Source organism: Pseudomonas sp. B6(2017), from assembly GCF_002112765.1.
In the GTDB taxonomy this organism is placed as follows: Bacteria; Pseudomonadota; Gammaproteobacteria; order Pseudomonadales; family Pseudomonadaceae; genus Aquipseudomonas; species Aquipseudomonas piscis.
This window is the reverse complement of the sequence record NZ_NEIQ01000016.1, coordinates 154,558-179,699: the sequence shown is the minus strand read 5'-3', so window position 1 is coordinate 179,699 and position 25,142 is coordinate 154,558. Positions and strand designations below refer to the sequence as shown.

At 64.5% G+C, this 25,142-nt stretch carries 27 protein-coding genes; 15 read left to right on the top strand and 12 right to left on the bottom strand.

Annotated features, from left to right (window positions below; all coding sequences use genetic code 11):
• On the bottom strand, positions 1-1,184 hold a 1,184-nt coding region (locus CAG11_RS25540), incomplete at its 3' end, for a YgcG family protein (RefSeq protein ID WP_085598629.1).
• Positions 1,185-1,308: 124 nt separating this feature from the next.
• On the opposite strand from CAG11_RS25540, the gene CAG11_RS25535 reads away from it, so the two are divergent.
• Positions 1,309-1,845 (top strand): DinB family protein, encoded by a 537-nt coding sequence (locus CAG11_RS25535; protein ID WP_085598627.1) that lies wholly within the window; start codon positions 1,309-1,311, stop codon positions 1,843-1,845.
• Here the strand turns inward: CAG11_RS25535 and CAG11_RS25530 are convergent, their stop codons facing one another.
• The gene (locus CAG11_RS25530; protein WP_022639576.1) at positions 1,846-2,157 is read right to left on the bottom strand and encodes a hypothetical protein; all 312 of its coding nucleotides are present in this window, start codon (positions 2,155-2,157) and stop codon (positions 1,846-1,848) included. It abuts the gene before it with no gap.
• Positions 2,158-2,284: 127 nt separating this feature from the next.
• Between CAG11_RS25530 and CAG11_RS25525 the strand changes: the two genes are divergently transcribed.
• Both CAG11_RS25525 and CAG11_RS25520 read left to right on the top strand, forming a co-directional pair.
• On the top strand, positions 2,285-2,542 hold the full coding sequence (locus CAG11_RS25525; RefSeq protein WP_256578723.1) for a YceK/YidQ family lipoprotein: 258 nt from the start codon (positions 2,285-2,287) through the stop codon (positions 2,540-2,542).
• Between the two features lie 64 nt (positions 2,543-2,606).
• Positions 2,607-2,981, top strand: a complete 375-nt coding sequence (locus CAG11_RS25520; protein ID WP_085598623.1) for a YceK/YidQ family lipoprotein — start codon at positions 2,607-2,609, stop codon at positions 2,979-2,981.
• A 56-nt stretch (positions 2,982-3,037) separates the two neighbouring features.
• Here the strand turns inward: CAG11_RS25520 and CAG11_RS25515 are convergent, their stop codons facing one another.
• Positions 3,038-3,811 carry an EAL domain-containing protein gene (locus CAG11_RS25515; protein WP_085598621.1) on the bottom strand — a complete coding sequence of 258 codons (774 nt, stop codon included), beginning with the start codon at positions 3,809-3,811 and terminating at the stop codon, positions 3,038-3,040.
• Between the two features lie 249 nt (positions 3,812-4,060).
• Between CAG11_RS25515 and CAG11_RS25510 the strand changes: the two genes are divergently transcribed.
• On the top strand, positions 4,061-5,062 hold the full coding sequence (locus tag CAG11_RS25510) for an AraC family transcriptional regulator (protein WP_031320123.1): 1,002 nt from the start codon (positions 4,061-4,063) through the stop codon (positions 5,060-5,062).
• 89 nt (positions 5,063-5,151) lie between these two features.
• On the opposite strand, the gene CAG11_RS25505 is transcribed toward CAG11_RS25510, so the two are convergent.
• The gene (locus CAG11_RS25505; RefSeq protein WP_031320125.1) at positions 5,152-5,943 is read right to left on the bottom strand and encodes a helix-turn-helix transcriptional regulator; all 792 of its coding nucleotides are present in this window, start codon (positions 5,941-5,943) and stop codon (positions 5,152-5,154) included.
• 86 nt (positions 5,944-6,029) lie between these two features.
• Between CAG11_RS25505 and CAG11_RS25500 the strand changes: the two genes are divergently transcribed.
• Entirely contained in the window at positions 6,030-7,028 is a 999-nt protein-coding gene (locus CAG11_RS25500; RefSeq protein ID WP_053136758.1) for a bile acid:sodium symporter family protein, read from the top strand.
• A 142-nt stretch (positions 7,029-7,170) separates the two neighbouring features.
• Positions 7,171-8,199 (top strand): hypothetical protein, encoded by a 1,029-nt coding sequence (locus CAG11_RS25495; protein ID WP_085598619.1) that lies wholly within the window; start codon positions 7,171-7,173, stop codon positions 8,197-8,199.
• A 129-nt stretch (positions 8,200-8,328) separates the two neighbouring features.
• On the opposite strand, the gene CAG11_RS25490 is transcribed toward CAG11_RS25495, so the two are convergent.
• Together CAG11_RS25490 and CAG11_RS25485 are read right to left on the bottom strand one after the other, a co-directional pair.
• Positions 8,329-8,637: an AzlD family protein gene (locus tag CAG11_RS25490; RefSeq protein WP_085598617.1), complete on the bottom strand. Its 309-nt coding sequence runs from the start codon at positions 8,635-8,637 to the stop codon at positions 8,329-8,331.
• Positions 8,627-9,343 (bottom strand): AzlC family ABC transporter permease, encoded by a 717-nt coding sequence (locus CAG11_RS25485; protein ID WP_256578721.1) that lies wholly within the window; start codon positions 9,341-9,343, stop codon positions 8,627-8,629. The genes CAG11_RS25490 and CAG11_RS25485 overlap by 11 nt, the downstream gene beginning before the upstream one ends.
• Before the next feature lie 171 nt (positions 9,344-9,514).
• Between CAG11_RS25485 and CAG11_RS25480 the strand changes: the two genes are divergently transcribed.
• The gene (locus CAG11_RS25480; RefSeq protein ID WP_085598613.1) at positions 9,515-10,390 is read left to right on the top strand and encodes a LysR family transcriptional regulator; all 876 of its coding nucleotides are present in this window, start codon (positions 9,515-9,517) and stop codon (positions 10,388-10,390) included.
• 66 nt (positions 10,391-10,456) lie between these two features.
• Positions 10,457-11,077 (top strand): LysE family translocator, encoded by a 621-nt coding sequence (locus CAG11_RS25475; protein ID WP_085598643.1) that lies wholly within the window; start codon positions 10,457-10,459, stop codon positions 11,075-11,077.
• 65 nt (positions 11,078-11,142) lie between these two features.
• Here the strand turns inward: CAG11_RS25475 and CAG11_RS25470 are convergent, their stop codons facing one another.
• Together CAG11_RS25470 and CAG11_RS25465 are read right to left on the bottom strand one after the other, a co-directional pair.
• Positions 11,143-11,385 (bottom strand): hypothetical protein, encoded by a 243-nt coding sequence (locus CAG11_RS25470; RefSeq protein ID WP_022639588.1) that lies wholly within the window; start codon positions 11,383-11,385, stop codon positions 11,143-11,145.
• A gap of 86 nt (positions 11,386-11,471) precedes the next feature.
• Complete coding sequence (locus tag CAG11_RS25465; protein WP_053136534.1) at positions 11,472-12,350, bottom strand: LysR family transcriptional regulator; 879 nt, start codon at positions 12,348-12,350, stop codon at positions 11,472-11,474.
• A 100-nt stretch (positions 12,351-12,450) separates the two neighbouring features.
• On the opposite strand from CAG11_RS25465, the gene CAG11_RS25460 reads away from it, so the two are divergent.
• Complete coding sequence (locus CAG11_RS25460; RefSeq protein WP_085598610.1) at positions 12,451-13,842, top strand: aldehyde dehydrogenase family protein; 1,392 nt, start codon at positions 12,451-12,453, stop codon at positions 13,840-13,842.
• Positions 13,843-13,896: 54 nt separating this feature from the next.
• Here CAG11_RS25460 and CAG11_RS25455 read toward each other — a convergent pair whose 3' ends face one another.
• Complete coding sequence (locus CAG11_RS25455; RefSeq protein ID WP_085598608.1) at positions 13,897-14,160, bottom strand: hypothetical protein; 264 nt, start codon at positions 14,158-14,160, stop codon at positions 13,897-13,899.
• A 124-nt stretch (positions 14,161-14,284) separates the two neighbouring features.
• On the opposite strand from CAG11_RS25455, the gene CAG11_RS25450 reads away from it, so the two are divergent.
• The 6 genes from CAG11_RS25450 to CAG11_RS25425 all read left to right on the top strand — a co-directional run bounded on the left by CAG11_RS25450 (position 14,285) and on the right by CAG11_RS25425 (position 22,057).
• Positions 14,285-15,148, top strand: a complete 864-nt coding sequence (locus tag CAG11_RS25450) for a hypothetical protein (RefSeq protein ID WP_085598606.1) — start codon at positions 14,285-14,287, stop codon at positions 15,146-15,148.
• A 149-nt stretch (positions 15,149-15,297) separates the two neighbouring features.
• Positions 15,298-15,546 (top strand): Arc family DNA-binding protein, encoded by a 249-nt coding sequence (locus CAG11_RS25445; RefSeq protein WP_022639593.1) that lies wholly within the window; start codon positions 15,298-15,300, stop codon positions 15,544-15,546.
• Positions 15,547-15,780: 234 nt separating this feature from the next.
• Complete coding sequence (locus CAG11_RS25440) at positions 15,781-17,961, top strand: TonB-dependent siderophore receptor (protein ID WP_085598604.1); 2,181 nt, start codon at positions 15,781-15,783, stop codon at positions 17,959-17,961.
• Positions 17,962-18,271: 310 nt separating this feature from the next.
• Complete coding sequence (locus CAG11_RS25435) at positions 18,272-19,696, top strand: FAD-binding oxidoreductase (RefSeq protein WP_085598602.1); 1,425 nt, start codon at positions 18,272-18,274, stop codon at positions 19,694-19,696.
• A 23-nt stretch (positions 19,697-19,719) separates the two neighbouring features.
• Positions 19,720-20,667 carry a LysR family transcriptional regulator gene (locus CAG11_RS25430; RefSeq protein WP_085598600.1) on the top strand — a complete coding sequence of 316 codons (948 nt, stop codon included), beginning with the start codon at positions 19,720-19,722 and terminating at the stop codon, positions 20,665-20,667.
• A gap of 49 nt (positions 20,668-20,716) precedes the next feature.
• Complete coding sequence (locus tag CAG11_RS25425) at positions 20,717-22,057, top strand: MFS transporter (RefSeq protein ID WP_085598598.1); 1,341 nt, start codon at positions 20,717-20,719, stop codon at positions 22,055-22,057.
• An 87-nt stretch (positions 22,058-22,144) separates the two neighbouring features.
• Here the strand turns inward: CAG11_RS25425 and CAG11_RS25420 are convergent, their stop codons facing one another.
• The 3 genes from CAG11_RS25420 to CAG11_RS25410 all read right to left on the bottom strand — a co-directional run bounded on the left by CAG11_RS25420 (position 22,145) and on the right by CAG11_RS25410 (position 25,116).
• Complete coding sequence (locus CAG11_RS25420; protein WP_085598596.1) at positions 22,145-22,831, bottom strand: hypothetical protein; 687 nt, start codon at positions 22,829-22,831, stop codon at positions 22,145-22,147.
• Positions 22,831-23,799 (bottom strand): hypothetical protein, encoded by a 969-nt coding sequence (locus CAG11_RS25415; protein WP_085598594.1) that lies wholly within the window; start codon positions 23,797-23,799, stop codon positions 22,831-22,833. Before CAG11_RS25415 ends, CAG11_RS25420 begins: the two co-directional genes overlap by 1 nt.
• A 297-nt stretch (positions 23,800-24,096) precedes the next feature.
• Positions 24,097-25,116: a DUF4238 domain-containing protein gene (locus CAG11_RS25410; RefSeq protein ID WP_085598592.1), complete on the bottom strand. Its 1,020-nt coding sequence runs from the start codon at positions 25,114-25,116 to the stop codon at positions 24,097-24,099.
• Positions 25,117-25,142: the final 26 nt, after the last annotated feature.

Below are 25,142 nucleotides of genomic sequence, written 5' to 3'. Positions count from 1 at the left end.
GAAAATCCCCCTCCCGAGCCAGATGATCCCCCACCGCTGCTGCCGGAGCCGCTGCTCCAACGCACGCTCAGGCCGTTGACGAACAACATGACCCCCAGGAAATAACCGAACGGCAGCGCCTTCCACCAGTGTTCCAGCGCCTCCCAGGCCCCCACGGTCGAGCCCAGCAAGAACGTCAGCGACAACAGCACCGCCACGCGCCAGGCAAAGCCCCTGGGGCTCTTCTTCCAGCGGGCATGCATCATGGCGCAGAGCAGCCAGTGCAGGCCGATCACCAGCAGCGCCGCCCCAGGCCAGGCCAGGCCGTAGATGAAGGTCGAACTGCCCAGATACTGACTGACGACGGTCAGCAGCGCGATGTACAACAACAGCCCCAGTACACCGTAGAACACCCGCCGCGCCTGCCACAGCCCGGCGAACGTGGCGCCCCCCACCAACATGCACAGCGGCACCATCAGCAGTTGCACCGGCCATTGCGTGCCACCGGCAGCCCCCACCAACAACGCCGTGAGCAACACCAGGCCCGCCAGCACGCGGCGCCAGGCCCAGCCGGCAGCCAGCATCACCCCGGCTACCGAGCCACAGACGAACGCCAGCAGCAACGCGTAGGCCTCGGGCGGAATGCTCAAGGGTTCGGGCTCGGACGGCTCGTCGTCGACCATCGGCATCTGCCCTCCGTCCACCAGCACGATCAGGTCATCCAGGGCGCGCTCGATCCCGCCGGCAAAGTCGCCCCGGGCGAAGGCCGGGACCAGGTCGCGGGCGATGATCTGCCCGGCCAGCAAGTCAGTGACCTGCCCCTCCAGGCCATACCCGACCTCGATGCGCACCTGGCGATCGTTCTTGGCCACCAACAGCAAGATGCCGTCGTCCTGCCCCTTGCGCCCCAGCTTCCAGGCACGGAACAACTGGTTGCCCAGGGCCTCGATGCTCTGCTGGCCGAGATTGGGCACCAGCATCAGCGCGACCTGTGCTCCCCGGCGCTGCTCCAGGGCAGCCAGCTTGCGCTCCAGGCGTTGCTGGGTCGCGGCATCCAGGGTAGCCGCAAGATCGATGACCCGGCGGTCCAGGGCCACCTTTACCAGGCCCGGAACGCCAGGTTCGGCGAACACCGTCGACGGCAAGCAAGCCAACAGCAATGCCAGCCAGAAGATCCGTCCATGTCGCTGGAACAGCTCGACCATCCTTTTCCACCACTTGTAATACCCTGCGAAGGTGCGGACTTTAACACCCCTGGGCGCCAATCCTTGCCTCAGGGCCGGCAGCCTTGCCAAGCTGTCCCGTGCCTGATGAAAACAAGGAGCGGCCATGAACCGTATCGAACACCTGGGCCTGATGGCCCGCTACAACCAGTGGATGAATGCCAACCTGTACCAGGCCGCCATGGGCCTTGCCGACGAACAACTCGTCCTGGACCGGCAAGCCTTCTTCGGCTCGATCCTCGGTACCCTCAATCACCTGCTGGCTGGCGATACCATCTGGCTCAAGCGCTTTGCCCGGCACCCAGGCCAGCATCCGGCCCTGGCGCCACTGCAGCAAGTGGCGACCCCGCAAGACCTCAAGAGCCTGCTGTATCCGGATATCCGCGCGCTCTGGCAGCAACGCCAGTGGCTGGACCAGCTCATCCTCGACTTCAGCCAGTCCCTGGTGGAGGCCGACCTGGATCACGACCTGCCCTACAGCAACACCCGGGGCATCGCCGCGGAACGCAACTTCCACGCCTTGCTGGTGCATTTTTTCAATCACCAGACACACCACCGTGGCCAGGCCACCACCCTGCTGACCCAGGCCGGGGTGGATGTGGGCGCCACCGACCTGCTGATGCTGATTCCCGCAGCGAGCTGATCAGGCAGCAGCCCAGCGTTGGCGTAGCCGCGGCAAGCCCTTTTCGCGCCAGAACTGCGGGGAAATCCCCCCGCTGGACATGCCGCCATGGGCGAAGGCCTCGACGAAGAAATGCTCCTGGGCATCCAGGCCCCTGCCGGTCAGTCGCTCGAAGGCCTGGGCGAGGACGAGGTCCAGGTGCTCCAGGCTGTCGGGCCAGGGGGTGCGGCCCAGCTCTACCGCCATCGCCCGCCACAGATACGGGTCGCCACGCAGCCCCCAGGTCAGTGGCTCTTCGGCGAACAGCAGGTCAAGGGTACGGGGCTGCGGCATGGAAACTCCTGGGGGCGATGATTTATCCGCGCCCAATCTAGCGCCCGCAGCGGGCTTCTGCGACCATGCGCGCGCAAAAAATCCCTGGCTAAGGAATGGCGCCATCGAACTCTTCAAACCCGCGTTCGTGTTCGCCCTGCTGGCATTGACCGGTTGTGGCCCCCTCATCGCCCGCACCCCCGATGCCCATAGCGGCTACGACTACTACAAGGGCACCCAGGCCAACGTCGAGCTGCTGACCATGCGCGGCGCCACTGGCTACGACGGCTACACCACGCTGTTCTGCTGGATGAGCATCGTCTGCCCGGTGGTCGCCATCGTCAGCCTGCCGGTGGACCTGGTGGCCGACACCGCCCTGTTGCCCTACGACGCGCTGAACGACTGACCCTGTTCCAGCTTTCCCTCAAGCCCCTTGTGGACTCACTATCATCCGAATCCTCAGCTCCCTGTTGTTGCTCAATACCCTGCTGCTGTCCGGCTGCGGCACCTACATGGCCCGCGGCGGCAGCCTGGACTGGCGCGACGATCGCTACTACCGCAGCACCCGGACCAGCGCCCAGGTACTCACCGGCTACGACATGGATGGCTACGGCCGCATGCTCACCGGCGGCTGCTGGGTCATGGTGGTCTGCCCGATCGCAATCGTCGCCACCCTGCCGGCAGACGCCTTGCTCGACACCCTGTTGCTGCCCTATGACGCCGTGCAGCCGGAGCGCCCCAAGCGCAACATGAATTCGTCCAGCAAACACCCGAACCTTGAAGATTCCCCACCCCTGGGCGAGCCCTTCCTGGACGTTGGCCAGCGCTGCGTGCCGCTGGCCTGAGCAGCGGCCTTGGCGCGTCCTCAGCGGCTTGGCTGGCGTGACGAGGCGAAAGCGGATCAGGCCTGGTCCGGCACACACAGTTCAGGCATGGCCCGTTGCAACCGACAGGCACGCCCCAGGCGCTCCACCTGGGGCCGGCCAAACAGGTAGCCCTGCCCCCACTCGCCACCGCAGGCGCTGGCCAGGCTCTGGTCGGCAGCGCTTTCCACGCCCTCGACGATCACGCACGGAGCCAGGGTCTTGCACAACTGCACCAGATGCCCAAGGGTCTGCACGCTGTTGGCCTCGCTGCGGGCACGCTGGATATAACCCTTGTCGATCTTGACGATATCCGGCCGGGTCTGGCGGATGAACTCCAGGGTACCCAGGCCCGCGCCAAAGTCGTCGATGGCCACTCGGCAGCCCAGCCCGCGCAGGCACAGGACGAATTCACTGGCTGCCTCGATGCTCGAGGGCGTGGCGCTCTCGGTGATCTCGATCACCAGCCGCGAAGCCAGCGACGGCGCCTCGCGCAGCAGGTCGAGGATGGCGAACCAGAACGAGTCGATGATGGCGCTGCGGGCCGAGATGTTGCAGCCCAGGCGCAGGCGCTCGTCCCGGCGCAGGCAATCGATCACCGCGAGTACCACGGCCCGGTCCAGCTCACGCATCAGCGGCTGCGCCTCCAGCAGCGCCAGGGGATAGGCCTCGCCACCCTGGGCAGCGCCATGGCGCAGCAGCCCTTCGTAATACAGCACCCGATTGTGGTCCGGCAGCCAGACCACCGGCTGGAACGCCAGCATCAGCCGCCCTTCGGCCAGTTCGCGATAAAACTCTTTGCTGCTGTGCATGACAGATCCCTCGACAAGGCAACGGCACACCCTGGCAAGAGTGGCGCGGCAAAGCGCTTGCCGCGGTCACCCAAGGGTCCCTGCCCGAGCATGATCGACCCTCACTCAGGCCCGGAGGAAGTGTTCCCGGACACCTTTCGCTTGTCCTCGGAAACCTGCCTCCCTGCTTAATCGTCTGCGGCCTTTTGTTTATTGCAATCATGCCCGAGGCCGCATCGGCATCGTTTAGCCACCAGTCCAGGAAGACCTATGCACAGAATGACCAGCGCCAGCTTTCGGGTGCTCGCCGATGTCATGAGAGAGGGCGGCGCCAATGTCGACGCCCTGCTCAGGCAGTTCGGCAGCAGCCCCCAGGACGTTGATGAGAACCCCAAGGGCGTCAGGCTGGAACTGGTCTACCAGATGATGGGCGAGGCCTGTCGCCGTACCGGCAACCCGGACCTGGGCCTGCTGGCCTACGACAAGGCCCACCCGGCCAATCTCAAGGCGCTGGGGTATGCGGTGATGTCCTGCGCGACCCTGGGCACGGCGCTGCAACGCCTGGTGGACTACCACGCGCTGATCAGCAACGGTTTCTGCATGTGCCTGGAACGCAAGCCGCAGGCCATGCAATTGATCGGCTTCGACGTCACCGCCGAGCCTTCGTCGATCCCCCGGGCAGTGATCGATGCCGGGGCAGCCCAGACCCTGGGCCTGCTGCACTGGTTGCTGCCCCAGCACAAGCCACGCCCCCTGGCGGCGGCCTTCACCTACGCCGAGCCTGCGGATACCCGCGCCCTGCGCCGCCTGCTGGGGGACAACCTGCAGTTCTGCGCCCCGCACAACAGCCTGACCTTCAGCAGCCAGGACTGCGCCATCGAGCTACCCAGCGCCGACCCGGCCCTGGACGTGCTGCACACCGAATACGCCCGCACCCGGCTCAACGTGCTGCTCAGCGGTTCGATGACCGCAAGGGTGCGTCGGGCCCTTTCCGAATGCCTGGCCCGCGGCGCGCCCAGCGACCTGCCGCACATCGCCGAGATGGTCGGCGTCAGCGCCCGTGGCCTGCAGCGCCGCCTGGGCCACGAAGACGTGCATTTCTCGGCGCTGCAAGACGAAGCCCGGTTGATGCTGGCCCACAGCTTCCTGCGCAATTCCATGCGCAGCGTGAAGTACATCGGCGCATTGCTGGGGTTTCGCGACCAGAGCAGTTTCCACAAGGCCTGCATCCGCTGGTTCGGCATGACCCCGGGGCGCTATCGCGAACAGTGAATGAGCCACCGGATGCTGCCGGGGGTAGCCGCTGCCGCAGGCTGCGCACGGCTCGTGCCGAGTCGCCGGGCGATGGCGCGGTTGCTGGTTCAGCCAAAGAATTCGCCCGGGGTCGCATCGAACTGTTGACGAAAGGCGGCAATGAAGGCCGAGGTGGAATCGTAGCCACACGCCAGCGCCACGTCGGTGACCCGCTCGCCCTGCTCCAGCGGCGTCAAAGCGCCCAGCAGGCGCAGGCGCTGGCGCCAGGCGCGGAAGGTCAACCCGGTGTCCTTGAGGAACAAGCGGCTGAGGGTCTTCTCGGTGACGCCGAGTTTCTGCCCCCACTGGCCCAGGGTGGTCTGCTGTTCGGGACGGGCCTGCAGGCTGCGGTAGATCGAACGCAAGCGCACGTCATGGGGCAGCGGCAGCATCAGGTCCAGCTGCGGCGCGGCGGCCAGCTGGTCCAGCAGCACCTGGGCCAGGCGACCGTCGGCGCTGTCCTGCACGTACTCCACCGGCAGCTCGCTGAAGGCGCGGATCAGCTCGCGCAACAGGTCGCTGACCGCCAGTACCTGGCAGTTGTCGGTATCGGCCCAGGCGGTGACGCTGCAATCCAGGTACAGGCTGCGCATTTCGGTACGCGGCGAACTGAACACCCGGTGCGGTACTCCAGCGGGAATCCACACCGCCCGTTGTGGCGGCGCGATGAAGCGCCCAGCGCTGGTCTGGATCTCCAGCACCCCGGCGATGGCATAGGACAACTGCACCCAGGGATGGCTGTGACGCCGGGTCAGGGCCCGGTTGGGCAAGGATTCAGTACGTCCGTACACCGGTCGCGGCAAGCTGGGAAGACCGGGAATACTGCGCCTGACGATCTTTTCATGTCCTTTAGGCGGCATTAACTGGCTCTTTGGCGTTAGTCGGTAGATGACAGGCACGTTAGAGTCGCCCCATCGCTCTTGGCAACCCCCGGATGATCCTGCTCATGTCCCGCTCCCGCCTGTTACCCGACAACTTCACCTTGACCCTGATCGGCGTCGTCCTGCTGGCCAGCTTCCTGCCCGCCAGCGGCCAGGTGGCCACGGGCTTCGCCTGGCTGACCAACCTCGCCATCGGCCTGCTGTTCTTCCTCCACGGCGCCAAGCTCTCACGCGAGGCGATCATCGCCGGGGCTGGCCACTGGCGGCTGCACTTGCTGGTCTTCGGCCTGACCTTCGTGCTGTTCCCGCTGCTGGGCCTGGCGCTCAAGCCGCTGCTCTCGCCCATGGTGGGCAAGGACCTGTACCTGGGCATGCTCTACCTCTGTGCGCTGCCGGCCACGGTGCAGTCGGCGATCGCCTTCACGTCCCTGGCCCGGGGCAATATCCCGGCGGCCATCTGCAGCGCCGCGGCCTCGAGCCTGTTCGGGATCTTCCTCACACCGCTGCTGGTGACCCTGCTGCTCAACGTCCACGGTGACAGCGGCTCGACCCTGGACGCGATCGTCAAGATCAGCGTGCAACTGTTGCTGCCGTTCATTGCCGGGCAGATCGCCCGGCGCTGGATCGGCGCCTGGGTCGGGCGCAACAAGGACTGGCTGAAGTTCGTCGACCAGGGCTCGATCCTGCTGGTGGTCTACGGGGCCTTCAGCGAGGCGGTGAACGAAGGCATCTGGCAGCAGATCCCGTTGTGGGACCTGGCCGGCCTGGTGGTGGCCTGCTGCATCCTCCTGGGCCTGGTGCTGCTGGCCTCCAGCTTCCTGGGCAAGCTGCTGGGCTTCGACCAGGAAGATCGCATCACCATCTTGTTCTGCGGCTCGAAGAAGAGCCTGGCCACCGGCGTACCCATGGCCCAGGTGCTGTTCGCCGGCAGCACCATGGGTGTGCTGATCCTGCCGTTGATGCTGTTCCACCAGATCCAGCTGATGGTTTGTGCGGTATTGGCCCAGCGCTACGCCAAGCGCCCGGAATCGGTGAGCGAGCTGATGGGCCAGGTCGACCCATGAGCTGCCAGGCACCGGCCTTGTAGCCGCAACCGAGCCAGAGGCCGCGCCCCCCGGGGCGCAGCCCTCGCCAATTGCTCGAGCGCGATACCCCAAGCCCCCCATCGATGGCATGATGCTGCGCGCCAATCATCAAGGACCGTTGATGTTTTCCCATCGTATTCAAGCCCCCAGCCAGGCCGACCTGGGCTTGCAGGTCTCTACCCACCTAGATGCCAGCCCCCAGGCCCGGCTCATCGTCCAGTTCGCCAGCCTCCAGCAATATGATCGCGAACTGCTTGCCCGGCTCGATGCGCTTTGCGCCCGCTATGGCGAGCGGCTGATGGTTCGTTTCTACAGCCACCACCCGGGCAGCGCCTTCGATAGCCGGACCCTGCTGGCCTTGCCCAACGTCCACGCCCTGAGCCTGGACTGCCTCGATACCCTGGAGCATTTCGAGGCCATCGCCAGCCTGTCCAGGCTGCGACACTTCGAGCTGCAAGTGATCAGCGCCGATCTGCCCGGCCTGCTGGCCCTGCCCAATCTCAGGCATCTGCAAACCCTGCGGATCTCCCTGGACAAAGGCCCGCCCCTGGATCTGGCGCCCATTGGCCAGATGCGTGAGCTGCACCGGCTGTCCATCAGCGTGCAGGACCACAACCTGGATGTCCTGGGCCAGTGCCCGGGCATCCACAGCCTGAGCCTGCATCGCATGTCGGCCAAGACGCCCCTGGGCATGGTGGCCGGCATGGCTGGCCTGCATAGCCTGTCGGTTAGTTTCGGCAGCCGCGAAACCATGCCGGAACTGCATCACGAGCAGCTGCGGGAGCTGGATATCCTGCGGGTGCGCGGCCTGAGTCAACTGGACCTGGGCAGTTTCCCGCAACTGCAAGTGCTGAAGATCGAGGATCAGGCGCAGTTGGGCCGCCTGGATCTGCGAGGTTGCCCGCAACTGCAGCTGCTGCACCTGGCCAACCTCAAGGCCCTGGGTGAGATCAAGGGCCTGGAAAGCTCGCAGGTCAGCGATTTGCGCCTAATCAGGACTCCGGCCCTGGATATGCTGGCGTTGCTCGCAGGACAACTGCCGCCCACCGTGCAGTACCTCAAGTTGTTCAGTGGCAAGCGCGCCGTGGACAAACAGATCGAAGCCAGGCAACAGCAACTGGGCATCCCCGCACCTCGCGGCTCCTTCTGAGCCGGCGCCCCCTCCTCATACGCTTGATGGGGAAATCACGATGTTCCTGCTCCCGATTTCGAACCCGGCCAGGGCGCAGGGGTCTATCTGGCGCTGGTCCGCTGCAAGACCTGAGCAGCACCAGCGCCCTCACAATGCCCGCAGCAATCCTGCGGCGACTATGCCGGCGGCAATCGCCGGCAGGGGTTTGTTCAACAGCAGCATGATCACCGCGGTGGTCAGCAAGGCCAGCCGCGCGCCGCTGTCGCCGGTGACCGCCAGCGGGGCCAGGACCGCCACCAGGACCGAGCCGGACATGGCCCCGATGAACTGCCGCACTCGCTGGTTGATCGGCACGCAGGACATCACCAGTACGCCGCCCCAGCGTGTGGCCAGGGTCACCACGGCCATGATCGACACAATGAGCAACAAGCCCGAACCGCTGGTTTCAATGTACATGCTGCTGCTCCATCCATAACGCTCCGACGATACCCCCGCACAAGGCTCCGGCCACCACATGGGTGTTCTCCGGCAGGTAGCGGTAGGCCAACAGCGCTGAACCGGCGGCGACACTCCAGATGACCAGCAGGCGCAGGCTCTTCTGGCCGCCGATCACCATGGCCAGCAGGAAGCAGCCCATTACCATGTCCAGGCCCAGACTCACCGGGTCGTGCAGCGAACTGCCCAGGTACAGGCCCAGCCAGCTGCCAGCGACCCAGGTCGACCACAGCGCGAGACCGCCCCCGAACAACAGGCCCAATCCCGGCTTGCCGGCATCGAAGGCCTGCATCGACATGGCCCAGTTGGCATCGGAGACCACCAGCATCACCCCATAGCGCTGGCCGCGCGGCAGCTCCTTGAGCCAGGGATACAGGGTCGCGCCCATCAGCAGGTGCCGAGCGTTGATGGCGAAGACCGTCGCCACCAGGGGCAGCAGCGGCACCTGGGCTCCCCACAGGTCGAGTACCGCGAACTGCGCCGCCCCGGCGAACACCAGGGTGCTCATCAGCACTATGGTTGAGCGATCCAGGCCCGCCTGCACCGCTGCCAGGCCGAAGGCGGCACCGAAGATCATCACGAACAGGGAAATGGGTAGCAGGCGCCTGAAGCCATCCAGCACCTCATGGAACTGCAGCGCGGGGGCGGCTTTATCGATGCTCAGCACAATCAGGCTTCCTTTGGCTGGCGGCACCGCAGTCGGGTGCACGCAGGGTTCGACAGGCGCGGCGCGAGGCCCGCGCAACGGACAGGCAGGCACTATCCACCAGACGTAATGCAGCGAAGAGCGCATAATTCGCCTGCATAGCATTCGCTTATCGAATACGAGAGTCGCCCCATGAAACAACAGGATCTGCAGCTCGACTGGCTCAAGTGCTTTGTCGCGGTGGTGGATAACGGGTCGTTGTCCGGTGCCGCGCCACAGGTTCATCGCTCGCAATCGGCCATCAGCATGCAGTTGAAAAAACTCGAAGCCGCGGTCGGCCGCCAGTTGCTGCTGCGCGATGCCCGACACCTGCAACTGACCGCCGATGGCCAGGTGCTGCTGGGTTACGCCCGGCGCCTGCTCGACCTGCATGCCGATGCGCAATCGGCCTTCCACGGTGCTGAGCTGGCGGGGCGGGTGCGCCTCGGGGTGCCGGACGACTACGCGGCCAAATACCTGACCCCGGCGCTCAAGCGCTTCGCCCCGCGCCACGGAGCGGTGGAAATCGAGCTGGACTGCGAGCAGTCGACATCGCTGATCCCCCGGGTGGAGCAAGGCGAGCTCGACCTGGCGCTGATCTCCCGCGATCACTCGCGACGCGGCACCCTGCTGTTCCATGAACCCATGGTCTGGGTCGGCTCGCCGCAGTTCGATATCTGGCGCCGCGATCCGCTGCCGATCGCCGTGTACGAAAGCGTCAGCCTGGCCAGGCGCAGTGCGATCAACTCACTGGCCCTGCAGGGCCGCGAGTACCGGGTGGTCTACAACAGTTCGAGCCTGGCCGGGCAGATCGCCGCGGTGGAGAGCGGCCTGGCGGTGGCGGCCCTGACCCGTTGCAGTGTCCCGGAACATTTACAGATACTCGGCGAACAGGAGGGCTTGGGCCCGCTGGAACCGATGCAGGTGGCGGTGTATCGCAGCCGTGCCAGCAAAGGCTCCAGGCCTGTCGACCACTTGCAGCAGCTGTTGATCAAGACCTTGCGGATCTCGGCCTTCCAGCAAGCCTGAGATTGCCCGACCTACCCTGCCCGCCTGCCAAGGTGGGCCCCAATACCACTTGCAGAGCCCATGCCCATGACCGTCGCCGACAACCTCCTGGCCTTCACCCTGGCCGCCACCCTGCTGACCCTGACCCCAGGGCTGGATACCGCCCTGGTACTGCGCACCGCCACGGTGGAGGGCAAGCGCCAGGCGCTGCGCGCAGCGTTGGGGATCAATGCCGGCTGCCTGTTGTGGGGCGCCGCGGTGGCGTTCGGCCTGGGGGCCCTGATCGCGGTGTCGGAGCTGGCCTTCAACCTGCTCAAGTACTGCGGCGCCGCCTACCTGGCCTGGCTCGGGGTGCACATGCTGCTGCGTCCGCGCCGCACCTTTGCCCCCGCAGGCACCGACGCCAAGCCCGGTGCCAACTGGTTTCTCAAGGGCATGCTGGGCAATGTGCTCAATCCCAAGGTGGGGATTTTCTATGTGTCCTTTCTGCCGCAGTTCATTCCCCAGGGGCAGCCACTGGTGGCCTGGACCTTCGCCCTGGTGAGCATCCATGTGATGCTCGGGCTGATCTGGTCACTGCTGCTGATTGGCGCCACTCGCTCCCTGAGCGGGGTGCTGCGACGGGAAAAGGTGATTCAGTGGATGGATCGCACCACCGGCATGATCTTCGTGCTATTCGCGGCGCGCCTGGCCTTGAGCAGGCGCTGAGAAACCGCTCCCAGCCACTGCCCGGCGCTCCCGAAAACCCACCGCTGGCGCGCCGAGACGGCCTCTCAGGCTCGGCTTTCGCGCCGATACTGCTGCCATTGCGCCCAGCAGTCCTCGGCCACCAGATCGCGATAGCCCCGCTCGTTTTCCATGCTCAGTGCCACCTCCACCGGCACCGCGATGCAGGCGGCGCTATCACGAATCTCCAGCACTTCGGCTTCGGTCAGGGGCGTGCCCTTGGTGGTCTCGGCATTGAGCAACACCGCCACCAACGCCGGCACGAACACAAGGCAAAGCTGATCGGTCATGACTCATCTCCAGATGCGAGGCAAAGGCCGCGAGCCTACACAAATCGCACCGACGCAGCCATCGAGCGATGGCCGGGCAGCCCCATTCATCCCTCAGCCAGCACGGCCCCCCGCTCCTCCAGCAACTTCACAAAACTGCTCAAGCTCTGGGACACCGTGCCGCGCCGCCAGACCAGCCAGGTCTGCAGGTAGCGAAAGCGCGCAGACAAGGGCCAGACGCTGACCGTGGCTGCCCCGGGCATGCTTTCCAACATGCTGCGCGGCATCAGCGCCAACCCGGCGCCGGCGCTGACGCACGCCAGCATGCCGTGGTAGGACTCCATCTCGTGGATCTTGCCCGGCACCGCGGCGTCCTGGGTGAACCAGCTTTCGAAATGGTGGCGATAGGAGCAGTTGGCGCGAAAGGCGTAGATGCTTTCACCGTTGACCTCACGTGCCCGGGTGATGGGGGCATGGCCCAGGGGCGCGATCAGGACCATTTCCTCCTCGAACACCGGCAGCCCTTCCAGGGTCGGATGGCGCAACGGGCCATCGACGAACGCCGCCACCAATCGGCCGGACAACACACCTTCGAGCATGGTCCCCGAGGGGCCGGTGGACAGGTCCAGCTCGACCTTGGCGTATTGCTGGTTGTAGGCCGCCAGCAACGCCGGGATGCGCACCGCCGCGGTACTTTCCAGGGAGCCCAGGGCAAAGGGCCCCTGGGGCTCTTCGCCAGCCACGGTCAGGCGCGCCTCGGCCACCAGGTCGAGGATGCGCCGGGCATAGTCGAGGAAGTTCCAGCCGGCGGGCGACAAGCGCATGCGGCTCTTCTCGCGGATGAACAGCTCCACGCCCAAGTCCTGCTCCAGCTGCTTGATGCGCGTGGTCAGGTTCGACGGCACTCGATGGATCAACTGCGCCGCGGCGCTGATGCTGCCTTGCTCGGCAACAGCCTTGAAAATCTCCAGCTGGACCAGATCCACTGCATTCTCCAATCGTGAACGACTTGCTCAATATTATTCAGTTTTCAGCAAAGAGCCAGCCCCGTAACCTGCTGCCATTCCCACCTTGCAGGACGGTGCCATGACTTCTGTTTCCAGCCATACCCATGCCCTGTCGATCAACCCCGCCACCGGCGAGCGGATCGGCGCCTATCCCTATCAGTCGGATGTCGCCCTGGACGCCGCCCTGGAGCGGGCCCGCCACGGTTTCGGCCAGTGGAGGCGCCTGGACGTCGCCAACCGCGCCGGCTACCTGGTGGCCCTGGCCCAGGTCCTGCGCGACAGCAGCGAAGCCCTGGCCCGCATGATCACCCAGGAAATGGGCAAGCCCCTGGCCCAGGCCCGGGGCGAAATCGAGAAATGCGCCCAGCTGTGCCTGTGGTACGCCAAGCACGGCCCGGCCATGCTGGCCCCGGAAGCGACCCTGGTGGAACACCACAAGGCCCGCATCGAGTACCGACCGCTGGGGCCGATCCTGGCGGTGATGCCGTGGAACTTCCCCATCTGGCAAGTACTGCGCGGCGCAGTACCGGCGCTGCTGGCCGGCAACACCTACGTGCTCAAGCACGCGCCGAACGTCATGGGCAGCGCCTACCTGCTGCTGGAAGCCATGCACAAGGCCGGCTTCCCCGAGGGGGTCTTCGAGCTGGTCAACGTCACCCCGGACGGCGTGTCCCGGGCCATCGCCGACCCACGCATCGCCGCCGTGACCCTGACCGGCAGCGTGCGCGCCGGCATCGCCATTGGTGCCCAGGCCGGTGCCGCACTGAAGAAATGCGTGCTGGAACTGGGCGGCTCCGACCCCTTCATCGTGCTCGACGACGCCGACCTGGACGAAGCGGTCAAGGCCGCGGTAGTCGGCCGCTACCAGAACACCGGGCAGGTCTGCGCCGCCGCCAAGCGCCTGATCGTCGAGCAAGGCGTGGTGGAGGAATTCACCCGGCGTTTCGTCGAAGCCACCCGCGCCCTGGTGATGGGCGACCCACTGGCCAACGACACCTATATCGGCCCCATGGCCCGCTTCGACCTGCGCGACGAACTGCACCAGCAGGTCGAGGCGACCCTGGCCGAAGGTGCCAGCCTGTTGCTGGGCGGCGTCAAGCCCGCAGGCGCGGGCAACTATTACCCGCCCACGGTGCTGGCCGGCGTTACCGACCAGATGACCTCGTTCAAAGAGGAGCTGTTCGGTCCGGTGGCCTCGATCATCACCGCTCGCGACGCCCAACACGCCCTGGAACTGGCCAACGACAGCGAGTTCGGCCTGACCGCGACCCTGTTCACCGCCGACCTGGAGCGCGCCCGGCAAATGACCGACGAACTGGAAACCGGTGGTGTGTTCATCAACGGCTATAGCGCCAGCGACCCGCGGGTGACTTTCGGCGGCGTGAAGAAAAGCGGCTTCGGCCGTGAGCTCTCGCACTTTGGCGTGCGTGAATTCTGCAACGCCCAGACCGTGTGGCTGGATCGGCGCTGAGCCCGCCGCTACATTGCCCGGCCGGCCCCACGAGGGCCGGTCCGGGCCGCCGGCTCAGACCGTATCCAGCACGAAGTACAACACCAGGATCCCGAGGATCACCAGGCTTTCATGGTCATGGCTGAAGCCCCACCAGGCCCCATAGGTCGCCAGGCCGACCAACACCGCCAAGCCCAGGGCGAAGCCGGACATCTTCAGGCGGAACCAGAACGAAGGCCGATGGCACAGATCGGCGCCCGTGGGTTCCGGCAGCAGCGGATCGGTGGTGGCAGGAGCCAACAGGTACTCGACGATCTTCGACTGGTTGGGACGCTGCAAGGGTTTTGCGCAAGCCGCTACCGGTGTTTCGTCAGGTACTTGCTGTCCGGCTATTGCCCGAGAATGCAAAGCTGGTACAAGACACGCGCCTGAACCATCACCCCAGCAAAAGGACTTGCCGCCAGTGCCGAGCCTGACCTCGAACAGCCAATTCAAATTCGATCGGATCGATACCCAGCGCAACGCCGCTGGATTTTGGTCCTGGGCTTTCTCCAACCTGCAGATACCCTTTCTGCGCGGACTCCTGATCGAATACCTGCTATGCCAGCACTTGATTGACCATGCCGAACAGATCGCGGGGTGCCTGGTAGAACACTTCACCTGGCAAAATCCTTACCCGGATCACCTGCGCAAAAGTCTGAGGAAAAGTTTCGAGCAGCAGCACCAGGGCGACGTATTCGATCTGCAGCTTACCTGGGGCCTGACCATAGAAATCAAAAGCACTGCCTCACCGCAGAGCTGGCGCCTCGAGCAGACCGCTTGTTGGAACCTGTTGCAGGACAGGAACCTGGTGCGCAAGGCGTTCCAGGCTCACTACTACATCCTCGCCGAACTGCCACAGCCGCTACGGGAAGAACAGGGAGCGATTGTCTTCGATGACACCCGGTTCCACGTGTTATCGAGGCAGGACCTGGAGACGCTAGCCGGCCACAAGGGCTATGTGACCTTCAAGCAGTTCACCCAGCTGTCCCTGTCCAGGCAACAGACTTGCGCCTATCCGTACCTGCCATCAACCCTCCAGGCTTTGGTGGAGCAACGCTTCGCGCTGGCCCGTACCCGGGTCGAACCCGGATGGAAGCTGCCTTTGCCACCGGAACCAGGGGCCTTTCCCTTGGCCGTGGAAACGAAGGGGCGAATCCATGGCGGCTATTACTGCAAGGAGACCTTGAAGCTGCTGCGAAGGATCCCGGTCCTCTGGAGACCGGACATAGAACCCACCTGGAACGATTGGGAACTGATCGGGCTGCGATATGTACCTGAACGCTAGGCAGGTGATCAGAACCAGCTCCGGTGTTGGGGCTCGATGATTGCCTACTGCTTGCCCAGCACAATCAGCACTTCTTTCAGAATTTTCCTGAAGCCACCCCGCTCATGGCCTTTTTATGATGCGATTTTTTAACCGCTCGGAAATACGCTATGCGCGCACAGGTCCAGAAATTCATCGTCCGTCTTCCCGATGACTTGCATGCGCAGGTCAAGCGCGTCGCCAGGCAGGAAAACCGCAGCATGAACCACGAAATCGTCGACCGCCTGGAGAAGTCCCTGGCCAACGACGATGCCCGCAACATAGACGACAAGCTGGTGGCCCTGCTGCTGCGCCGGGTCGAGTTCCTGGAAAGGCAGATCGAGACCCTGCAGAAGGCCAGCGAGGAGTCCAAGCGCTGACCCCCACCCTCGTCGGTGACAACCACCGCTCTGTCGTCCTGCTTCATCGCCTCTTCCGCCTTTACCCCATCGCCGCACCTTGTATGATGGCGCCAGCCCGAAAACCGCGCACCGATCGTCGCCCAAACCGACTCGCCAGCCTGCGGTTTCCCCTGCCCGCACAGCTCACCGAACACCAGCTCCAGGAATGCCCTGGCGCCTGCCACGGAACAGGCTGGCCCTCAAGGAACGCCCATGAACCGCATCCACCCGACCGCCCCAGCGCCAGCGCGCACCGCCGGGCACACCCTCAATCGCCTGACCCTCGGCCTGTTGCTGGCCGCCAGCACCAGCGCTGCAGGTGCTGCCACCGAACTACCGACCCAGACTGTCAGCGCTACCCAGGCCTACGGCTACCGCAGCGACAGTGCCTCGGTGGGCAGCTTCGACGAAGCGCCGCTGCTGGACACTCCGGCATCCATCAGCGTGATCAACGAGGACATGATCAAGGACCAGCAGGCACGGCTGCTCAGCGAAGTCCTGCGTAACGATGCCTCGGTAGGCCAGAGCTACGCACCGGTGGGCTACTACGAGAACTTCGAGGTACGTGGCTTTGCCCTGAATGCCGCCAGCAGCTACAAGATCAACGGCCGCACCATCACTGGCGAGCAGAACGTGGCCCTGGAAAACAAGCAGCGGGTGGAGTTGCTCAAGGGCCTGTCCGGCCTGCAGAGCGGCGTCAGCGAACCCGGCGGGCTGATCAACTACGTGACCAAACGACCCACGGATATTCGCTCGGTCACCGTCTCCACCGACGATCGCGGCAGCGGCTACCTGGCCACCGATGTCGGCGGCTGGTTCGGCAGCGAGCAGCAGTTCGGCCTGCGGGCCAACCTGGCCCACGAAGACCTGCATTCCTATGTCGAACACGCCAACGGCCAACGGGATTTCGCCTCCCTGGCCTTCGACTGGAACATCAGCCCCAATGCCCTGCTGCAACTGGACATCGAATACCAGAACAAGGAGCAGCGCTCGGCCCCTGGCTACCAGCTGCTGGGCGGGTCGGCGCTGCCGCACCACGCCTCGCCGAAGAAGCTGCTGGCCCACCAGAGCGGCTCGAAACCGGTGACCAACGAATCGCTGAACATCAGCGGCAACTTCGAGTACCGCTTCAACGACGACTGGAAAGGCAACTTGAGCGCCTCGCGTAGCCGGGTGGTGATCGATGACTACAGCTCGTTTGCGTGGGGTGGCTGCACCACCGGTTGCATCAACAAAAACGGCAACTACTTCAGCCCCGAGGGCGGCTACGACATCTACGATTTCCCCAGCCCCGACGACACCCGACGCAACGATGAAATCCAGGCAGTGCTCAATGGTCGTTTCGATGCAGGAGGACTGGGGCATGAGCTGAGCCTTGGTACCAGTGCATTCCGTCGAGTGGTATCTAACCGTGGCCAGACGATGTATCTAACTGGTGTAGGCAATATCGGCAGCAAGCCGGACAACTTTGCCCGTTCCACAGAGCCGCTCAACGACTCCCACAAACGCCTGGACAGTCGCCAGTACGGCCTGTTCTTCAGCGACCGCATCAGTTTCAACGAGCAATGGCAGACCGTTCTGGGTGGGCGTGAAGTGCGCCTGGATGAAGAAAGCTTCGACACCAATGGCATGCGTGAACGCCATACCCAGCGCTACATGTTCCTGCCCCAGGCAGCGCTGATCTACAAGCCGGTGGCCAACCTGTCGCTCTACACCCAGTACGGCAAGGGTCTGTCCCTGGGTGGGCAGGCGCCTTTTTCCACACGCAATAGCGGCACCACCCTGGCCCCCACCGTATCGCGGCAGATCGAGACCGGGGTCAAGTACGACTGGCAGCGCATGAGCTTCACCGCCGCGTTGTTCCAGATGCGCCAGGCCTACCAGTACGCGCGCCCGGACGGCGATGGCCAGTTCACCTATATCCAGCAAGGCCAGCAAAAGAACACCGGTCTGGAACTCTCGGCCAATGGCTGGGCCACCCAGCGCTTGCAGATCGCCGCCAGCGTCGCGGCGATTCGCGCGCGGGTCGAAGGCACCGGCACCCCGGCCTACGAAGGCCATCAGGCCCTCAACGTGCCGCGCCTGCGGGCCAGCCTCCAGGGCGACTACGCCCTGCCCTGGCTCGACGGCCTGGCCCTGCTGGGCGGGATGCAATACAGCGCCAGCAAGTACGCCGACCGCACGGGCAACGTCAGCGCCGGCAGCTACGCGATCTTCAACATCGGCAGCCGCTACAGCACCCGTATCGATGGCTACGACACGGTGTTCCGCCTGACCGTGGACAACCTGTTCGACAAGCGCTACTGGCGTGACGTCGGCGAGTACCTGGGCGACGACTACCTGTTCCAGGGCGCACCGCTGAGCGCACGCCTGAGCGCCTCGATCAACTTCTGACCCCGCGCCTCGTCCCAAAGCCTGCGGCAGCGGCCACACAAAACACCTGTAGCCGCTGCCAAGCCCGCGAGGCTGCGACCGGGCGCGCAGCGCCCGCAAACCCTGGCGACACGATTTACCGGTCCCGCGCCTCGTCCCGAGGCGTGCGCAGCCTGCGCCAGCGCCTACACGAAGCCTTGGCCGCCATCTGCCCTCGCGATAAGGCCATCTCCAATCTGCATGACCGACGCCTCGTTCATGCAGTTAGGATATGGGCAACTCCCCACCCTGGCCCGGCCAGCGGTGCGCACAATAAACCGGAGATCGCCCGATGCTGCCCCCTGCCTTCGCTACCCCCGACGTCCCGCCGCTGCCGGCCGCCCTGGTGGACGAACTCACCAACCTCTTGGGCTCGCGCCTGAGCCTTGCCGCCAGCGTGCGCGAACACCACGGCCAGGACATCTCGGCGCTGGATCCCATGCCGCCCCAGGCCGTGGCCTTCGTCAATCATCTCGACGAAATCATCGCCGTGCAGCAGGCCTGCCACCGCCATCGGGTGCCGATCATTCCCTACGGCAGCGGCAGCTCCCTGGAAGGTTGGGTCCATGCCCTGCATGGCGGGGTCTGCATCGACCTGTCGGGCATGAACCAGATCCTCGAGATCCGCGTCGACGACATGGACGCCACCGTGCAACCGGGGGTGACTCGCAAGCAGCTCAACGCCGCGCTGCACGGCACCGGCTTGTTCTTCCCCATCGACCCTGGTGCCGACGCCTCCCTGGGCGGCATGGCGGCAACCCGCGCCTCGGGCACCAACGCCGTGCGCTACGGCACCATGCGCGAAAACGTCCTGGCCCTGAACGCGGTGCTGGCCGATGGTCGGGTCCTGCAAGCCGGCGGCCGGGCGCGTAAATCCTCTTCGGGTTATGACCTCACCCACCTGTTGGTGGGCTCCGGCGGCACCTTGGCCACGCTGGCCGAACTGACGGTGAAACTGCACCCGATCCCCGAAGCGATTTGCGCCGCGATATGCAACTTCCCCAGCGTCGACCAAGCAGTGCGCACGGTGATCCAGGCCATCCAGCTGGGGGTGCCGATCGCCCGCATCGAGCTGATCGACGCCCTCACCGTGCGCGCCTTGAATGCCTACAGCAAAACCCAATTGAACGAGGCGCCGGGGCTGTTCTTCGAACTGCATGGCTCGCAGTCCTCGGTCAAGGAACAGGTAGAGACCATCCGCCTGCTGGCCGACGAACACGGCGGCCAGGATTTCGAGTGGGCGGTGCACCCGGAAGACCGCAGCCGCCTGTGGCAGGCCCGGCACGACGGCTACTTCGCCGCCCTGGCCCTGCGCCCCGGCTGTCGCGCCCTGACCACCGACGCCGTGGTGCCGATCTCGCGCCTGGCCGAATGCATCGAGGCCACCGCTGCCGACCTGCGAGAACAAGAGTTGTTGGCGCCGATCTTCGGCCATGTCGGTGACGGCAATTTCCATGCGGTGATCCTGGTGGATCCAGACAGCCCCGACGAACTGCAACGGGCCGAGGCCGTGGCCCAGCGCCTGGCGCAAAGGGCCATCGCCATGCAGGGCTCCTGCACTGGCGAGCACGGAGTCGGGCTGACCAAGCAAGGCTTCATGGGCCTGGAACACGGGCAGCACGCCATGGACGCCATGGCGGCGATCAAGGCCGCCCTCGATCCGCGGCAACTGATGAACCCGGGCAAGATCTTCCCCCGGGGCCCCGTGGCCAACTAGGGCCTGGCCCGCAAGGAGCTGCGATGGAAATCCGCCAGCTGAAGTACTTCGTCGCCGTGGTCGATGCCGGCAGCCTGTCCCGGGCCGCACGGGAAGTGCACGTGGCGCAATCGGCCCTGAGCAAGCAGATGGCGGCCCTGGAGGCCGACCTCGGCGTGCAGCTGTTCCAGCGCAGCAACAGCGGCATCAGCGTCAATGAGTCCGGCAGGCTGTTCTACGAACATGCCCAGGGCCTGCTCAAGCACCTGCGCGCTGCCCGTGCGGCCATCAGCAGCGAGCCCGGAGCGCTCACCGGCAGCATCGTCGTGGCCCTGCCCCAGAGCGTGGCCAGCATCGTCGCCCTGCCGCTGATCCAGGCCGTGGCCCGGCGCCATCCCAAGGTCGAGCTGCAACTGAACGAGGAACTCACCGGCAACCTGGTGGAGCAACTGGTCCGGGGCCGGGTCGACATCGCCGTGTTCAGTCCCTTCGGCCTGCCCCCGCAGGTGCGCTTCAGCCCGCTGCTCGAAGAGGACTTCTACCTGATCCATCGCGCCGACGATCCCCAGGCCCCGCCGCCCGGGGCCGTGACCCTGGCCCAGGCCGTGGCCCGGCCGCTGGTGTTTCCCAGCCGCGCCCACAGCCACAGCACCCGGGCCTGCGTCGACCAGGCCCTGGAGCGCTTGCAGCTACCGCCCGCCACGGTGGCCATGGAGGTCAACTCGGTGCACATCCTCAAGAGCGCGGTGGAGGCCGGCGTCGGCCCCAGCATCATGCCGCTGAACCTGGCCCTGCGCGAAGTCGCCGAAGGCCGGCTGGTGGCCCATGCCATCAGCCCCAGGGAGGTGTTTCGAACCCTGGGCATCTGCGTCTGCGCCGCCCTGCCCGAGAGCAACCTGCGCAGCACCATCGCCGACCTGATTGCGCAGTTGGTCCGCGACATGTGTCGATCCGGCGAATGGCCGGCCACCCGCCTGCTGCCCGAACCCTGAGGCACGTTTTTCATCAGCCGCTCACACAACAAAAATAAAGAGGCCCACCATGAACCAGTCCCAACAGCCGCCCACGGCCCTCGACGATGCCGCCTTGCAGTCGGCCTATAGCAAGACCGCCTGGCGCATCATCCCCTTGCTGATCCTGTGTTACCTGGTGGCGTACCTGGACCGGGTCAACGTCGGTTTCGCCAAGCTGCAGATGCTCGACGACCTCAAGTTCAGCGAAGCGGTGTATGGCCTGGGCGCCGGGATCTTCTTCGTCGGCTACCTGCTGTTCGAGATCCCCAGCAACGTCGCCCTGCACCGCTTCGGCGCCCGGCGCTGGATCGCCCGCATCATGATCACCTGGGGCCTGTTGTCGGCAGCCATGATGTTCATCCAGACACCGCTGGCCTTCTACGTCCTGCGCCTGCTGATCGGCATCGCCGAGGCGGGTTTCTTTCCCGGCATCATCTTCTACCTCACCACCTGGTTTCCCAGCCGTCGCCGGGGCGTGATGACGGCCCTGTTCATCATGGCCCTGCCGATTTCCAGCCTGTTCGGCTCGCTGATCTCCGGGCTGATCCTGCAACACCTCGACGGTGTGTCCGGCTACGCCGGCTGGCAATGGCTGTTCGTGATCGAAGGCCTGCCCGCCGTGGCCCTCGGCGCCGCGGTGTTCTTCCTCCTGCGCGACCGCATCGCCGACGCCCACTGGCTCACCGTAGAGGAGCGCCAGGGCATGCAAGCCGCCATCGACCGCGAAGCCGCGCAAAAGCACAGCCACCGCCTGCGTGACGGCCTGTTCCATCCGCAGATCTGGCTGCTGGGCGGCGTGTACTTCTGCCTGGTGCTGGGCCAATACGTCATCAGCTTCTGGTTGCCCACCATCATTCGCAATAGCGGTGTACAACAGCCCTGGGTCATTGGCGCACTCACCGCCCTGCCCTATGCCGCCGCAGCGATCAGCATGGTGCTGGTGGGCCGCAGCTCCGACCGCCATGGCGAGTACCGCTGGCACCTGGCGATCTGCGCCGGCATCGGCGCCCTGGGCGTGGCGTTCGGCACTTTCTTTGGCGACAACCTGATGCTGGCCATGTTCGGCTTGACCATCGGCACCGCTGCCATGATCAGCAGCCTGCCGGTGTTCTGGGGCCTGCCCACGGCGGTGGTGGGTGGCGCGGCAGCCGCTGCGGGCGTGGCGCTGATCAACACCCTGGGCAACGTGGCGGGATTCTTCAGCACCATCGTGGTGGGCTGGCTGACCCAGGTGACGGGCAATACCCAGGCCGCGATGTACTTCATGGCGGCGATCCTGCTGATCGGTGGAGGGCTGGGGCTGATGGTCAAGCCCGTGCGCAAGCGTGCCGCGCTACAACCGGTCAGGTTCCAACCCACGAACTCCTGAGGGGCAGGAGCCAGCTGGCCGGGGCAGGCGAACGGTGGATCGCCTGCCCCGGCCGCGACCTTTTTCAGCGCGGCCGCGAACGGTGGCTCAAGGCTGCGCTTGGAAACGCCCAATGTTGGGGCTCCACTGGAATCCCGGCAACTTGCAGTCCTTGAAGCCAATTCGCAATTGCTCCCCCTCGAGCTGCAACTGCAAGGTATCCACCCCCAGGTTCGGGCACCCCGGTGCACTGACCGCCAAGGTCTGCAAGGGTTTGCCAGTGGACTTGCGCATGACCTCCACCGTCGTGATCCGTCGATCGCTGCCCTGCATCGGCACCTGGAAATACCAACGCTTGGTGGAAGCGCTCTGCAACAGCGTGGTGACCGGCTGCGGCCAGGAGCGGTCCGAATCCACCAGGCCCACCAGTTGCAGCGCAATCGGCAAGGTCTTGCCCGTGCGATAACTGGTCCAGGTGCCGCGCACCTGCTCCTGCTGGCGGGAGTTCATCAGGTCATTGAACTGCAGGCGCGCCACCGGCAGACCCTGCTCGTCCAACTCATCCATGGCCAGCGTCTTGTTGCTGAAGCTGAAGCTCGGCTTGAGGCGGATCGGCGTGCGATAGCGCTGGTAGGCATAGGTGCCCTGGTAGACCGCATTCTGATTGCCCAGGGTCAAGACAATGGCCTGCTTGCCCAGCGTCCCCGTATACACCCCATGGGCCGCCTGCGCGGGCATCATCCAGGCCAACAGCAACACCACTGCCAGCCCACGAAAAACAGCGACCGCCCCCATCAGAAACGCTCCTCGCCAGATGACAGGTACTGCAGCCGATCAGGGCTGATCACTCGGTAGTAATCCCAACGCCGGATGCGTTTGTCGTAGTCGATGAAGTCCTGCTTGCTGAACTCCATCTGGCCACCGGGCGCAAAACGCAGGGTGCCATCCACCGCGAACTGCTCCAGCAATGGATGGCGCAGGTAGGCCTTGGTCGCCGGGTGATACAGGTAATATTGCGCCGGCGCGCACGACGCCCCGCCACCTTGGCCGCTCACGCTATAACCCTGCACCTGGAAGTCCACCGTGCCATCCCCATCGAAATCCGCAAAACCCAGGGTTCGCGTTCCGATAGCGGCCAGGCACCACTGCCCGGCCACCTCCTGCACCACCTGGCCGGTGGCGCGGCTCAGCATCCGGATATTGTCCACGCGGCCCGTGTCTTCCCCGGCATGGCGCAGGGCATGCACGCGGAAATAGAAATCCTTGTCCTGCACCGGCTGCAACAGCTCCCCGTCGAATGCCTCGCGCCGGCTACCGGCAAAGCGCATCACCCGCTGCAAGTGCAACGGCTGCTGCCCACCCGTGCGCAGATCGATAAAAGAACCCTGCAGGGAATCAGCCCCTTCGCTGAAGGACTGCAACGACACGGCAGCGGCCGGCAGGGTCGGGTTGTCCATGATATTGATCAGCAGCTCGTCGCCCTGGCGAAACGGCGTCAGCTCCAGGGGAATGGGCAACCGATCGGCTTCGCTGAACCAGTAGCCGGACATGCCGCCGCCGTATTGGGAGTCGTAGGTCAGGGCCAGTTCGACCGGGGTGTCGCCGAGGGTGCCCCGGTAGGTGGTGGTGGGGTCGGCGCTGGCACCAGGACTGCTGAGCGCCAGGCCCAGCACGAGCGCTGGGGCCAATGGAGAGAACATATGTTGGAGGTAACGCTGTTTACCAGCCCTTGTTTGCGTACTGCCGCCAATGGGCCGGGTCATGCCTGCGCTCCTTGCAATGGGGAAAAGGGGCCGCAGAATAGCAAAGTCACTGAAAGGAAAAAGGGTCTTGCTGATGCGATCCGCGTCCGCCGCAACGCACATGGCGCACAAGAGCCCTGGTGATAAGGATGATTGGCGAACACCATCGTCCTCAAGGCTGCAACTCAGAAGGCGAGTTCACCGGGTGCTTGCGCATAAAGCGTATGCGGGAGATGTCCACGACAGCGAGGCAATCCACTTCCGTGCGAGCGCTATGAGAGTTCCCACCCCTTGCTTGTTAGCTGTGCAGAAGAAAACTCAAAATAGCTGGCGCTCCGCATGACTTTGATCGCGGTGCCAATTTTCCCAGATTGCTTTTTCCTCCTTAAACAACTCAGCGCACTCAATTCTTGGGCGACGGGCACGCATATCGTGTTCTTTTGTAGAGAACACATAACGATAAGCATGCTCCACAATGATTTTTTCTATCTGCATAGCAAATTCAATGGACACCTTCTTTCCACGAGGAGGCATGCGCTGGCCAAAGCTTGTGAATAGTAGATGTTTCGGGCTTAGAGGAAGCAGGATAAAACCACTTTCGCCGCCCCACCGCCCTTTAAAGTTGTACGGCTTGCTCAACACATCGAGGCGTATTACAGGATCGTCGCTGGTAGACCATTCGAAATCGCCAGGCGCGGTGAAAATTGTCCACTTGTGTTTCATCAGTTCAGGCATCACGTTTTGCAGTACGTACCGCGTCGCGTCCACCCAAAGCTTGCGGCCAATGAGCGTGGTTGCCTGGATCGTACCGCCTGGCCGATCCGGGTGAGGCTCAAAGGTGACTTTAACCGGTGCTGAATCGAGTTCCTGCTGAGTAGGAACTTGAATCTCCAGCTCGAGGCTGGCTTGGCTTTCCAGCTGTTCAAGAGTGCGCGGAAGTACCTCGCTCAACTGACCAGGAAGATGTTCCTGCTGGTGCATAAGAAATTCTCTCAGCCTGGCCGGCGTTCGAACATCTTGCGCAGCGAGATAACGTATCAATAACGTCCAATCTTGCGGAGTCAGGCGTTGCCCCTTGGTCGCACGCTCAATGGCTGCTTTGGCTGGGGACTCGAATTCGCTATCCAGCCAACGCTCAAACTCATCGGTTTCACCCTGTGCGTAGGTGTAGACATACAAATGCCGGTGGTAAGCAATACCCTTGGGGGTATATGTACTCCATTGACGCACATTGGGATTTTGAACTAACAGGCGATAGGTAAGTACCTTGCCATCAATCGCCCATTGTTTGAGATAAAGCTGTGGAACGTAATGGTTGTCATTGTGTTGCTGAGTCATGCAGCCTCCCTGCTGATGCGATGCTC